General features: G+C 36.1%; 13 protein-coding genes. 4 read left to right on the forward strand and 9 right to left on the reverse strand.

Going from position 1 to position 12603, the window contains the following annotated elements; translation table 11 throughout:
- Positions 1–107 precede the first annotated feature (107 nt).
- The 3 genes from ACESMA_RS15915 to ruvX all read right to left on the reverse strand — a co-directional run bounded on the left by ACESMA_RS15915 (position 108) and on the right by ruvX (position 3247).
- Positions 108–2132, reverse strand: a complete 2025-nt coding sequence (locus ACESMA_RS15915) for a ComEC/Rec2 family competence protein (protein WP_372949841.1) — start codon at positions 2130–2132, stop codon at positions 108–110.
- Between the two features lie 91 nt (positions 2133–2223).
- Positions 2224–2799 carry a peptide deformylase gene (gene def, locus ACESMA_RS15920; protein ID WP_372949842.1) on the reverse strand — a complete coding sequence of 192 codons (576 nt, stop codon included), beginning with the start codon at positions 2797–2799 and terminating at the stop codon, positions 2224–2226.
- Positions 2800–2824: 25 nt separating this feature from the next.
- On the reverse strand, positions 2825–3247 hold the full coding sequence (gene ruvX / locus ACESMA_RS15925) for a Holliday junction resolvase RuvX (RefSeq protein ID WP_372949843.1): 423 nt from the start codon (positions 3245–3247) through the stop codon (positions 2825–2827).
- 204 nt (positions 3248–3451) lie between these two features.
- Between ruvX and ACESMA_RS15930 the strand changes: the two genes are divergently transcribed.
- The 3 genes from ACESMA_RS15930 to ACESMA_RS15940 all read left to right on the forward strand — a co-directional run bounded on the left by ACESMA_RS15930 (position 3452) and on the right by ACESMA_RS15940 (position 6008).
- Complete coding sequence (locus ACESMA_RS15930; RefSeq protein ID WP_372949844.1) at positions 3452–4567, forward strand: hypothetical protein; 1116 nt, start codon at positions 3452–3454, stop codon at positions 4565–4567.
- A 150-nt stretch (positions 4568–4717) separates the two neighbouring features.
- Positions 4718–5377, forward strand: a complete 660-nt coding sequence (locus ACESMA_RS15935) for a hypothetical protein (RefSeq protein ID WP_372949845.1) — start codon at positions 4718–4720, stop codon at positions 5375–5377.
- Positions 5361–6008, forward strand: coding sequence for a hypothetical protein (locus tag ACESMA_RS15940; protein ID WP_372949846.1), 648 nt, complete (start codon positions 5361–5363; stop codon positions 6006–6008). The genes ACESMA_RS15935 and ACESMA_RS15940 overlap by 17 nt, the downstream gene beginning before the upstream one ends.
- Before the next feature lie 70 nt (positions 6009–6078).
- Here the strand turns inward: ACESMA_RS15940 and ACESMA_RS15945 are convergent, their stop codons facing one another.
- From ACESMA_RS15945 to ACESMA_RS15965, 5 genes are all read right to left on the reverse strand, one after another.
- Positions 6079–7002 (reverse strand): substrate-binding domain-containing protein, encoded by a 924-nt coding sequence (locus ACESMA_RS15945; protein WP_372949847.1) that lies wholly within the window; start codon positions 7000–7002, stop codon positions 6079–6081.
- 224 nt (positions 7003–7226) lie between these two features.
- Positions 7227–7802, reverse strand: a complete 576-nt coding sequence (locus ACESMA_RS15950; RefSeq protein WP_372949848.1) for a Maf family nucleotide pyrophosphatase — start codon at positions 7800–7802, stop codon at positions 7227–7229.
- The gene (locus ACESMA_RS15955; protein ID WP_372949849.1) at positions 7802–8332 is read right to left on the reverse strand and encodes a KdsC family phosphatase; all 531 of its coding nucleotides are present in this window, start codon (positions 8330–8332) and stop codon (positions 7802–7804) included. Before ACESMA_RS15955 ends, ACESMA_RS15950 begins: the two co-directional genes overlap by 1 nt.
- A gap of 3 nt (positions 8333–8335) precedes the next feature.
- Positions 8336–9112, reverse strand: a complete 777-nt coding sequence (locus ACESMA_RS15960; RefSeq protein ID WP_372949850.1) for a Rossmann-like and DUF2520 domain-containing protein — start codon at positions 9110–9112, stop codon at positions 8336–8338.
- A 57-nt stretch (positions 9113–9169) separates the two neighbouring features.
- Positions 9170–9877 carry a superoxide dismutase gene (locus tag ACESMA_RS15965; RefSeq protein ID WP_372949851.1) on the reverse strand — a complete coding sequence of 236 codons (708 nt, stop codon included), beginning with the start codon at positions 9875–9877 and terminating at the stop codon, positions 9170–9172.
- 184 nt (positions 9878–10061) lie between these two features.
- Between ACESMA_RS15965 and ACESMA_RS15970 the strand changes: the two genes are divergently transcribed.
- Positions 10062–10853: a glycosyltransferase family 2 protein gene (locus ACESMA_RS15970; RefSeq protein ID WP_372949852.1), complete on the forward strand. Its 792-nt coding sequence runs from the start codon at positions 10062–10064 to the stop codon at positions 10851–10853.
- Here ACESMA_RS15970 and ACESMA_RS15975 read toward each other — a convergent pair.
- The gene (locus ACESMA_RS15975) at positions 10837–12435 is read right to left on the reverse strand and encodes an O-antigen ligase family protein (RefSeq protein ID WP_372949853.1); all 1599 of its coding nucleotides are present in this window, start codon (positions 12433–12435) and stop codon (positions 10837–10839) included. The genes ACESMA_RS15970 and ACESMA_RS15975 overlap by 17 nt on opposite strands.
- Positions 12436–12603 lie beyond the last annotated feature (168 nt).

Consider the following 12603-nt stretch of genomic DNA (forward strand, 5'->3'; position numbering starts at 1 on the left):
TTATTTTAATCACAGTGCAAAGTAAAGTAATCCAACCCGATTTTTTACCAGATCATCCTCACTTTTGATTTAAATACGACTGATTTTAAACTTAGCTACATTTATAGCTACCATTTTTTCCTGTAGGCTCCTTTTTCCCGAAGATAAAAAATATTGGAATTTTCAACTAATTGCCGGTCTGGAAAACGGTTTGAGGATATGAAAACAGGCTTACTGTTTGGAGAAGAATTAAGAAAATGATTGCGCGGGGGATCGATCACAATATCAGGAATAATACTTTCAGGTATTTCACTTTCGGAAAGATTGAATGAAATTATTTTGTCATCAAAAACAATTACTCCATTTTTTAAGAAAATGATTGTATCGCAATAATCCTGCTGCGAATTAAGAATTACCGGAGCTTCCAATTGCAGGCTTCGCCTTGTGTTTTCAACTGTATTTAATTCAAACCCTGAATCATCCAGCTCTTCTTTTGAAACAATGTAATTTCTTTTTCCGTGAATAATGTGAATTAAAACCTGGCCAGATTGATTGTACACAATAATTTCTTTTCGGAAAAGATTATTTGTTCTAACCGCAAATGAAATTCCCAAAACCATTAAAAATGAAATCAATGCACCTTTGAAATACATTTTATGTTTTGATTCTATAAAAAGAAAAACGAAGAGAACAATGCTGATAAGGAAAATTAATTCAGCAGCAGTTAAACCGAATTCAGCCACAGAAAATGGCAACTTTTCAATAAAGGTAAGAAACTGAATTACAAAGTTTATGGCGAATTTTGCCAGGGAAGAAATAATAGTTGATAAAACCGGAACCCAGTGGAATATTAGTAAACTGAATGACAGAGGAATTAAACCAATGACAGCAGGAATTACGACCAAATTGGCTAACCAGAAGTAGGCCGGAAATTGGTTAAAATAATAGGCTGTTGCAGGAAAAGTTGCAATTTGGGCAGCAACTGAAACAGTAAGCAATTCCCAAAAATATTGTGGCGCTTTATATTTAAAATGAAAGAGTTTTGTCAGGCGGGGTTGCAAAAAAACGATACCGAAAACTGCAGAATACGAAAGCTGGAAACCGGCCTCAAACAAATTGTTCGGATTTATTAACAGTAAAAGAAACGCCGAGGCCGCCAATGCGTTGTATGTATTTGAAGGTCGTTTAATGTTTTGGCCAATTACCATAAAGGAAAACATAGTGGCAGCCCGCATTACCGATGGCGACAAACCTGCAATAAAAGCAAAGCTCCAAAGAGCCTGAATAGCCAGAAAAACATAAAATAGTCGTCCTGCTTTTTGTTTCTTCAGAAAGCCAAACAGAAGATTAAAAACTATAAAAATAATTCCGACATGCAACCCCGAAACAGCCAGTATGTGCATAGCACCCGCTGATGAAAAGATACTCTTCGTTTCCGGATCAAGCCCGCGTTTGTAGCCGAGTGTTAAGGCCGAAAGTACATGGAATTCATTTTCTCTGAAATTCTGTGTTTGGTAAATATTCATCAACTTCAAGCGGATTTTTTCAGCCAAAGAGAGTAAAGAAAAATTAGCAGAAGTTTGTGCAGTTTTCCAGTTTTCTTCGGCCAGATAAACTTGCCTGTAGATTTTTTTTCTGGCCAGATAGGATTGGTAATCAAATTCGTATGGATTATTATTGTTACGAACGAATTGCGGAGTCTGAATAAAAAGAATTGTTTCTCCCGGTTTTAACTTTTGAGCTGATTCTGTTTTTTCGAAATACACCATTACTTTTTCTGATGTTTTGAAAACGGAATCATTTTTAAAAAACGAATTAATTTTTAGTACAGACTGGTATGAATTGGGTTTTTCCTGCAAAATTTCAAGAATTTCAGCATGATATTTTCCCCGGCTGTAAAATTCAGGCTTTTGATTATAAAGCGAATAAACAGCAATGCCCGTAAATATAAAAACAACATGCACTCCAATTCCAAAAAATGAATGGTACCGAAAATTGTAGTTTTTATTCAGAAAAATTAAGACAATCGGAAAAATTAAGATTAGTACTAGGAAAATTTCAGGCTGGGGCTGAAAAAATTTACCTGTCACAATTCCTGCAGCAAGTGCCGTTACCAAACGTAAAAAGGGTATTTTTTGTACAATTGTTATCAACCTTTCCCGTGTTTTGGGTGCGTAAATCTATGAAATACGCCCAATTAGAATAATTTCTAAAACGGAAAAGGCAACAAAAAAGTTACAAAAATTATATCGGAATTTTTATCCGGTAATGCGGCTGAACTTTACCTGAAGCAATATTTCTGAGTTTACTTTTAAGAAGCCTTTTTCTCAATGGAGAGAGGTAATCGATAAACAAAACACCTTCAAGATGATCGTATTCATGCTGGATAATCCGCCCGGCATAACCTTTATATTCCTCTTCATGGGTTTCAAAATTTTCATCCTGATATCTAATTCTTACCCCATTGGGACGTTTCACATCTTCTCGTATTTCAGGAAGACTAAGACAACCTTCATTCATCTCCCATTCTTCGCCAAAAGTTTCAATGATTTGAGGATTGATAAAAACCTTTTTAAAATCTTTTAACTCAGGTTCTTCATCGGCACCTGAAGTTGCATCAACAACAAAAAGTCTGATTGATAATCCAACCTGCGGGGCAGCCAATCCTACCCCATCTGAGTAATACATGGTTTCCCACATATTTTCTATAATTTCTTCCAGGCCTTCCTGTTCTTTTTCAATCGAATTAGCTTTTTTCCGCAACAACGGATCGCCATATACAGTTACCGGATATTTCATGTTTTTTCTTTTTTTATTCAACCGGAACAATTTTAAAAATAGAATTTCATTTTTTATGCCTTTTTTGTTCCATATAACTTTGTAAAATAATTGTAGCGCTTATAGCATCAACCATTGCCTTATTCTTTCTGCCCGTTTTTTTTATTCCTCCGTCAATCATTGTTTGAAAAGCCATTTTCGAGGTAAACCTTTCGTCAATAACCTCAATTGGAATTTCAGGATATTTCTCTTTAAACTTTTTTATAAACGGATTGATGTAAACAACAGCTTCAGAAGCTGTGTTGTTCATTTGCAAAGGATACCCAATCACCACTTCGTCAACTTGTTCATTTTGAAAATAGGTGCGAAGAAAATCCCAAATAGAATGAGTGGTGATTGTTGCCAGTTTGTTGGCAATAATCTGTTGTGGATCGGATACTGCCAAACCTACCCGTTTTCTCCCGTAATCTATGGATAAAATTCTTCCCATGGCTATTTTCTCTATGAGGGGTAAAATTATAGAGAATTAGCGAAAAAATGAAAAATTTAAAATTCTGATTATCAACAATTTTAAAAAAGCACTTTATACATTTATTGCTATTTGGCACACACTTTGCAAAATTCGCTGTAACATACCGGTATTAAAAGGCGCCAATGAGAATAGCATTAATTGTTAAATTTTAAACTAAAAGTCATGAAAACAAATACTACAAAATGGATAGCAGTACTGATTACAATAATAACAGTTACATCTGCAATAAATTCTGCTTTTGCACAACGCCGGTCAACCCAGAATAACAAAACTGAAACGCGGGTTGAGCAAAAAAGAGAAACCAGAAATAACACTACCCACGAAAAAAGTGCTGTTAAAACCAGTAATGTGGAACAGGAAAATAAAAAAAGCGACTTACAAAAACGTAGATCAACGAATACTTCAAAAAAAACCGGAGTTCAAAACAAAAGGAATGAAACAAAAACGCAAAGAGTTTCAACTCCTACTCGGGCACAGCAATCAAAACCTGAAGTTCGGCAAAATCTTCCGGCATCCCGAAACGCAACAAAAGCAGCAAAAGTGAATGACCGAAATACACCTGCGCGCAGGTCAACGTCTTCAAAGGTAAATAGCAATTCCGGGAGAGAAGCCCGTTCATCCATTGAAAGGAATTCGGCAAAAAATCTTCGGGAAAAGAACTCAGGCAACAGAAACATTTACCGCCTTGACGAAAAAGACAGCCGTTACACTCCCAATAAAGACTACAGAGGGAATAACAAAAGCTGGACAACAAGTTATGCAAAACACCATGTTCCTTATTCCTTACGAAATAACAATTTTTACAAACATTACGACCATCGTAAATACAAACACTGGGACCGGAGTTGGGAAAAATACCACTGGAATTTAACAAGCTGGAGAGATTACTACAGTGGATATCATCCTCAATCCTACCAATTTCACAAATATTATTACTATCATCCCAGGTTTGGCCATGTTATTAAAAAATTCAAATATCGTCCGGTACATTTTGTACACAACAATGTAAGATATTACAACTTCAATGGTCATTTTTTCACATATTTTAAAGGTGTTGGTTATGTTTTGGTTGATATGCCATATTTAGTAGTTTTCCAAAACCTGCCAACTGGTTACGAAAGGGTTTATATAAATGGATTTCACTATTTCAGAATTGGCAATTTGTTTTTCGAAATGCATCCGCATGGTTACTCACTGGTTCATTATCCTGAAAGATATTTTGCGCTCGAAATTGGATTTCGTAACAACGAATATTACCCGAACAATTTTTACTACTAAAATGAACATGTCCATAAATTAAAGAAGCTGTCCGAAAGGGCAGTTTCTTTTTACTTATGCTGAACAATACAAAAATTAAAATTGGAAACTTGAAGAATAAATACAATTTTGTTTATTTTTATCCATCCAAACTATACGAAAAAGACAAAAATGAGCTTAAATTTAAAACGTGACCAGGTACCCCCGGAACAAGCAGAAAACTGGGTTATCAATTTAATGGACGAAGAAAACTTAACTTTCAACCTATTTGTACCACCTATTGTCCTTCAAAAAGAAACATATAATATTCTTACCCGGGAAAATGAAAACAGAATAAGAATTTATCTTGGGCTTGAGCCTGAAAAACGTGACGGAAAATTTGTTTTGTGTGCGTATGCCGTTTCTGCCTTTCTAATGGGCAGTGGTGAGGTTTTCAGAGATTATGAAAATCCGGTTTACAAACTGGAAAAATTAAATCTGAATCAATCAACTAAATCTTCGCAGGCAATTGAAAATATAAGGCGTTATCAAAAATGGCGCACCGGGGAACTTGATGCTGAAAATGAATATGCCAGATTTCGGAAATTTATTTACCCCAAAGCTTTCCTGATTAGTAAATACGAGCTTCATGAAATCTTCACCATGCAAAACAAGGATGAAGCCCAGATTAGCTTTGGCATTTCAAAAACCATGAATACGTTAATATATCCGGACGTGAAAGAAAAAAGAGATGTAAAGGACCAAATGATGGTTTTTGACTTTACAGATCCATGTCCTCCGGCTTGCGACAAATCAAGCGTTTACAATTCAGAAAATGATGGGTCTCAATAAATTACTCTGGGCGTTTATATTTATTCCCTTAGTTGTTGGTCTTATTCAGTTTAAAAAATTGACCATAAGCCACCGGTTTTTATATGGGTTTATAATTTTAGGAGCAATTTCAGAAATTACCAACAAAACAATAAAAGAATTTATTGTGATTAAAAACAACATGCCACTGGGACATTTGTACATTTCAATATCATTTATATTTCTGGCATTGTTTTACATGCATGAGCTCAAAGGGTTAATAAATAAAAAAATAATTTTAGCCATTATTATTCTTTTCGAGCTCTTTTGCCTTACAAACGTTATTCTGTTTCAAAGTTACCTGTCGTATCCAAGCGTACCTGGAGCATTAAGTGCTTTAATTTTAGTAACCTTTGCTGTTTTTTTATTTGCCAGTATTCTGCGTGAGGGGAAAATCAAAAAACTTTCAGATTCTTCATTAATCTGGATAAATTCTGCAGTGTTGCTTTACTTTTCGGGTAATTTCTTTTTTTACACGTTGTATAATTTTATTTTAAACTATTCAAGCGAATTCTTATTCAGGGTTCTCGATTTTTTTCGAATCCTGAATGCCGTTTTTTATATTTTGATTGCCATTGGTTTATGGAAAGCCGGACAGCAAAAACAAACCTGAAAATTCTTGATGCAGAATTTTCAGGTTTTAGTGTAAAAATTAAACTGTAAATATTTCCGTGCAAAAGAAATTATTTAAACACTTCTTCTTCAGTTTGATATCCTTCAGAAATAACGGTTAATTTCAGGTTTTCGCGATTTACAACCATTCCTTCATGAAAAATGACTGGAACAAGTTTCGCCCCGTTGCTAATGGTCTGAAAAGTTTTTTCACATTCGCCGGTAGAACCCATTACCATAGCAAGTTCTGCGGCAGTAGCAGCCAATTTCTCAATAGGTTTGTAAATAGTACAGGTCTGATGTCCTGCCACTATTTCCTGTAAATTTCTCAAATCTGCATCCATTCCTGCAACCAAAATACTTTCTTCTTTTCCGTACTCACGCAATGCCCTTATCACGCCATAAGCTATGGCATCATTTCCGGCAATAATAGCATCAACGTCAGATATTTCATCAAGCAATTTTTTGGTATGGAAATAACCTTCCTCCTCCGACCAACTGTTGGTAAAAACATTGTAAACAATTTTTATGTCTCCCCGCTCAACCAATGGCTGCAAAACATTCATCTGCCCCAAATATAAAAACTGGCTGTTGTTGTCATTATTAGCTCCGCCAATTAGTGCATAATTTCCTTCAGATTTTATAGTCGTCAGGTATTCAGCCTGTAATCGCCCCACTTCAACATTATCGGTTGAAACATAAAAATCGAGCGGACAATTTTTAATCAACCGGTCATAGGAGATCACTTTGGCATCTTTTGCATGTGCATTTTCAACAATTTGGGCAGCAGAAAACTGATCCACTGGAATAACTACCAGCACGTCAACACCGTTGGCGAGCAGTTCGATTGCCTGATCAAGCTGTTTTTTTGGATCATTGTCGGCCATTCGAACTTCAACAGTACCTCCAAGTTCCTGAACTTTTTCAACGAAATAGTCCCGGTCATTTTCCCACCGTTCCTTGTCGAGTGCATGCATCAAAAAGCCAACTTTCACAGAGTCTTCTTTTTTGCTGCAACCGCCAAACAAAAATATAGCGAGAAAAAACACTGAAAAATATTTAACAAGATAATTCATAATTATGGTATAATATTGTTTTTAACCATTTACGGATTATCTGTAAAAAGGATTTATTGAAAGGCAAAAAATTGTGAAGGAAGAGTTCTATAACTAAAAAAAATCAATTCAAATCTGCTTTTTTTGTTATTGTTACAAAAAAATTAAAACCGGTTAATTTCTTCATAAAGTTGCTGAACTGGCAAACCCATTACATTGTAAAATGATCCTTCGATATGTGTGATGCCAATAAAACCAATCCATTCCTGAATTCCGTAAGCACCTGCTTTATCAAAAGGTTTAAAAGTTTTAATGTAAAACTGAATTTCTTCTTCAGTTAAATTTTTAAACTGAACATTTGTTTCAGCATGAAAAGAAATTTGTTTGCTTGTTGAAGTTAAACAAACTCCTGATATTACCTGGTGTTCCTTTCCGCTTAGTTTTTGCAGCATTTCTAAAGCTTCCACAGCGTTTGCAGGCTTCCCTATTACTTCGCCTTTCAGGTAAACAATAGTGTCTGCTGTAATAAGCAAATCATTTTTTTGGAGTTCCGGCAAAAATGGCCCGGACTTTAACCGGGCAAGAAATTCCGGAATTTCATATTTTGACATTCCTTCCGGAAATTTCTCATCTACTTCCTTTACTTTAACTGAAAACTCCATTCCCAGTAAATGCAGCAATTCCTGCCTGCGCGGCGATTTGGAAGCCAGAATATAATTGTAGTTAGGTAACCAGTTCATTAAAAAGCATTTTTAATTGATGTTGAATCAGTCAGCCATTTCTCCTGTGCTCTCAGGGTTTGTTCAATTACGTCGCGAACGCAACCTTCTCCACCATCTTTGTGCGAAATATATTTTGAAATGGATTTGATGTCAGAAACCGCATCCTGCGGACAAACAGGAATTCCAACTTTTTGCATCACATGATAATCAACCAAATCGTCTCCCATAAAAAGAACATTTTTTGCATCTGTCCCTGTTTTTCTGCAAAAATCTTCCAGGCATTCCACCTTATCCCAGGAATTTTCATAATAATATTCTACACCCAGATGCTCGTGACGAAGCCTGACCCGCTCCACAAAACCACCTGTAATTACTGCCACAGGAAATCCCTGAGAAATGGCAATCCGAATGGCTAAACCATCCTTTACATTGGCCGTCCGCACCGGATCTCCTTTTTCGTTCAGGGGCGAAGTATCTTTCGACAAAACCCCGTCAACATCGAAAACAAAGGCTTTTACATTTTTAAGTTCTTCTTTAAAAAAGGACATGAATTATTTATTTTGATGATATTTAAAAATACTTTCTGAAACCATTTCATATAATTTTTGAAATTCAGGAAATGGCAGCAACGCTTCCAAATGTTTTGAAATCACATTCTCGTCGAAACGCACGGCAGGTCCGGTTTGCGCCAAAGCAGGCTCCAACTCTTGAACTTTTCGGGCGGTTTCCAGAATTAACGGTTTTAATACTTCAAAAGGAATTTCATTCGATTTTAAAACTTCGGCTGCAATAGCATAAAAATGATTTACAAAGTTACAGGCAAACACAGCAGAAATATGAAGGTTAAGCCGCTTTTCAGAATTTAAAACGGTTACCTGATCTGAAAGTTTTTCTGCAATCTGAATTAGCCTTTTTTCATTTTCAAGAGAATTGGCTTCAATAAAAACCGGAATTTCAGCAAAATCTACTTTTCTGTTTTTGGAAAAAGTTTGAAGCGGATAGAACACACCAATGTTTTCAGAATATTTTTCCAAACTGGAAAGCGTCATGCTTCCTGAACAATGCACCAGCAATTTATTTTCGAAATTTATTTGAGGGAGTATTTCTTCGAATGCAGAATCTTTAAGAGCCACAAAATATATATCGGCATCAGTAAAAATGTTCTGGACAGCAATTGTGTATTTTGACTGGAGTTTTTCCGCAAGCGATTTGGCCGACTTTTCTGAACGACTGTAAACCTGTTCTATAGAAAACCCTTTTTCCTGAAATTCTACCGACAAATGGGTTGCCAGATTTCCTGCACCAATAAAAACGAAACGGTGGCTCATTCTTTTGAATTTAAAGCATCAAAAATAATGAGCCACCGCTTATGTTCCAATTTATTTTCAGGCTTTCGCCAAATCGAGTCTGTTTTTTACCACTTCCCAGTTTACAATGTTCCAGAAATTGTCCACATATTCTGCCCTTCTGTTCTGATAATTCAGGTAATAGGCATGTTCCCAAACGTCAAGTCCTAAAATGGGAGTACCTTTTTCATCGGCAACATCCATCAGCGGGTTATCCTGGTTGGGCGTCGAAGTAACAAACAATTTTCCATTGGCGCCAACGGCCAGCCACGCCCAGCCACTTCCAAAACGTGTTTTAGCGGCAGTGCCGAATTCCTCTTTGAATGCATCGAACGAGCCAAAATCTACTTCAATCGCTTGCTTCAACTCAGCAGAAATCTCTGTTGGTGAAGGAGTCATATTTTCCCAAAACAACGTGTGGTTATAAAATCCGCCTCCATTATTCCGTAAAGTTTCCGACTGTTGACTGATTTTTGCAAAAATATCTTCAAGTGGTGTTTCTAAAAGTTCTGTACCTTCGGCAGCTTTCATAAAATTATTGAAATAACCCTGGTGGTGTTTGGTATAATGCAACTCCATGGTCTGGGCATCAATATAAGGCTCAAGTGCATTAAAATCATATCCCAATTCAGGAAATTTATGTCCTTCGAAAGTTTTGGTTTCCGAAGCACATGAGCTTAATGCTCCTAAAAAAGGCGATGCGACAGCAACTGTGCCAATAGCAGCAATAAAATTTCTTCTTTCCATACCTATTTGTCTTTTTTTTTAGTTTCTTTCCTACCGAAACAATGTAACCCACAAAATGTTCGCAGTACTTTTATTTTACTTCTGTTCAGTAAAAAATATTATTATCAGAAGTATGCAATTCTTCAGAGCTAATTATTTTGAAACGTTGGAATCTGATTATTTTTACCCACATATTCTGAAAAGTATGAAAATATCACTGATTATTGTAACATATAACAGGCCTGGTGCTCTTTCTTTAATTTTGAAAAGTATAGAAAAACAAGCGGTTTTGCCAAACGAAGTTATTATTGCCGATGACGGATCCGGAAAGGAAACCCAGGATTTAATACAAAAATTCAAAATAAAATTTCCAGTTCCATTGCTTCATGTTTGGCATCAAGACAAAGGGTTCAGGGCTGCAGCAATAAGAAACAGGGCAATTGAATCCAGTTCGGGCGATTACCTGGTTTTTTCTGACGGAGACCTGTTTTTTCATCCGTGCTTTATCCGGGATTTTAAAAGAAATACCAGAAAAGGAGAAGCACTTATTGGGTCAAGAGTTTTTCTTAAACAGGAGGCATCAATCAAAAGAGTTTCAAACCAAAATTGCAATCCAATATATCCATTCTTTTCAACTGAAATTGAAACCAACCGGCTGAATTCCGTCCGATTTCCTTTGATAAATAAGTTTTTCAAACCGTTGAACTATTCATCGAAACTCCGGGGCGGATTGCTCGGAGTTTGGAGAAAAGACATTGTTGCTGTGAATGGTTGGAACGAAGAATTTACAGGTTGGGGCCTGGAAGATACCGAACTGGTTGCACGGCTATTCAGCAGTGGAATAGTTTTCAGAAAAATAAAATTTCAGGCTATCACCTATCATCTTTGGCACGATGTTCAAAGCAGGGAAAAAGTTTCCAATAATCAGAAACTTCTGGATAAAACATTGCAGGAAAAGCTCAGTTGGTGTAAAAAAGGACTCAAGTTTGGTGAATAGATTTTTTCATTTCCTTGGTAGAATTCCACACGAAAAAGCTGTAAAAAAAGGCAAAAAACGAAAGTCCCATGTGAGATTCAAGATTTGCATCGCCCAAATTGGCAAACGCATAAAAAACCAAAAAAAGGATAAATACAAAATTTTTACGGTGCCCCAACTTAAAAACCGGATAAAGGAGGGCAAAAAGAATCCAGGCAAATCCGAAAATGCCAAATTTAACCAGGTAATTTAAATACTGATTATGCGATGGTCCACGTTTTTCCGGTGAAAGTTTGGTATCCATCCGGTCATAAACTTCATTGTATTTTATAACCCAGTTTCCGGTGCCAATTCCGAAAAACGGATTTTCTTTTATCAGAACAAGTGAAGCTTTTACATACTCAATACGCTGGGCCAAAGTTTTTTCATTCGGATCACCCGTTCGCATGTAGTAGTCTAATTCCCAAATGGTTTCATAAATCCGGGGATAAATGGAAAACCCGTGATTTTTGAATTTGTAATTCGTAACCCCTTTCTGAATAAGTTGAATATCTTTGTCAGAAAGTTTACTCATTCCAACGCTGTCTTTTCGGTACCCAAGGCTGGTTAAATACCGAATGAGAGTAGTACCCAGCATATATCCGTTCAGATTATCATCATATTTTATCTCACTTCGTTTGTTCCATTCCTGTCTGAGTTCATCTTCGCAAACATAAATGTAAACAAGATGCCCGTTTTCCCGCATTCCCTGCTCAAAATTATGATGATAAGGGTTCCCTGACAATGTGTAATTTTCAACTGTGACAGGATTGATTTTTTCGAAACGATAAAAATCTTTTAGGATTGTTCCTGTGTATATTAAAGGAAGAATAAATGCAAGGAGAAGCATGGAAACAAGAACAACTTTCCTCTTTTTGTTTTTTGTACCGGCAATAAAAATGAGTATTGAAATGAGCAGAACACCAAAAAAAGCAATTATTCCCAATAACGATTTAAGCAGAATAAGAAAAAGAATTAACCACAAAAATATTCCCAACAAAATGAATGAATGTATTTTAACAGGGAGTTTATTTTTATTAATTAATAGCCAGGCCAGCAGAATAATTGCAAGCGTCACCTGAAAAGAAAAGCGGATATGCGAAACTATACTAACAGAACGAAAATCAGCTAATTGTAAATAATTACTTATGACCAGTTTCCCCGCGAAAATAAAGCTTGAAACAACAACTGAAAGAATGAATACATATAAAACCAGATATATCTTTTTTTCAGAAAGTCTTGGAGATAAAAATATTGATAAAGGAAAAACAACCCAAAAAACTACTTTTTTCAGTTCATATAATGCAAAAGAAAAATCCTCTGTAAAAATTGTACCAATTAGGTACACGCCCAAAATTGAAACCGGGAACAGAACACTTTTCCAGGACTGTATATTTACTGAAGGATGTTTCCACGCTTGAAGTGCCAATGCCTGAAAAAAGAGCAATCCGGCAGAAATACTAACAAGTGCTTCAGAGAAAGGGAAAACTCCGGCTGTAATGATAAGCGAGAAAAAAAAGATATCTTCTCTCCATTTATTCAGTAGTTCTGCTTTTTGAGTCATTAATTTTACGGAATAGTTCTGTGATTGAACGAATAAATTTGAAAATAATTATTTTGAGCTTCAGATAAAACCAATAAAAAAGCCCATGCTCAGATGAACACGGGCTTTGGATAAATCCGGCAGCGGCCTACTCTCCCACTTTTACGCAGTACCATCGGCGCTGGCGGG

The organism is Mariniphaga sp., from assembly GCF_041687215.1.
Taxonomy (GTDB): domain Bacteria; phylum Bacteroidota; class Bacteroidia; order Bacteroidales; family Prolixibacteraceae; genus Mariniphaga.

Bases quoted from the DNA above. Each gene is read 5' to 3' on its own strand.
- ruvX (WP_372949843.1), bottom strand. From the start codon at position 3,247: ATGGGAAGAATTTTATCCATAGATTACGGGAGAAAACGGGTAGGTTTG.
- ACESMA_RS15930 (WP_372949844.1), top strand. From the start codon at position 3,452: ATGAAAACAAATACTACAAAATGGATAGCAGTACTGATTACAATAATA.
- ACESMA_RS15935 (WP_372949845.1), top strand. From the start codon at position 4,718: ATGAGCTTAAATTTAAAACGTGACCAGGTACCCCCGGAACAAGCAGAA.
- ACESMA_RS15940 (WP_372949846.1), top strand. From the start codon at position 5,361: ATGATGGGTCTCAATAAATTACTCTGGGCGTTTATATTTATTCCCTTA.
- ACESMA_RS15950 (WP_372949848.1), bottom strand. From the start codon at position 7,802: ATGAACTGGTTACCTAACTACAATTATATTCTGGCTTCCAAATCGCCG.
- ACESMA_RS15955 (WP_372949849.1), bottom strand. From the start codon at position 8,332: ATGTCCTTTTTTAAAGAAGAACTTAAAAATGTAAAAGCCTTTGTTTTC.
- ACESMA_RS15960 (WP_372949850.1), bottom strand. From the start codon at position 9,112: ATGAGCCACCGTTTCGTTTTTATTGGTGCAGGAAATCTGGCAACCCAT.
- ACESMA_RS15965 (WP_372949851.1), bottom strand. From the start codon at position 9,877: ATGGAAAGAAGAAATTTTATTGCTGCTATTGGCACAGTTGCTGTCGCA.
- ACESMA_RS15970 (WP_372949852.1), top strand. From the start codon at position 10,062: ATGAAAATATCACTGATTATTGTAACATATAACAGGCCTGGTGCTCTT.
- ACESMA_RS15975 (WP_372949853.1), bottom strand. From the start codon at position 12,435: ATGACTCAAAAAGCAGAACTACTGAATAAATGGAGAGAAGATATCTTT.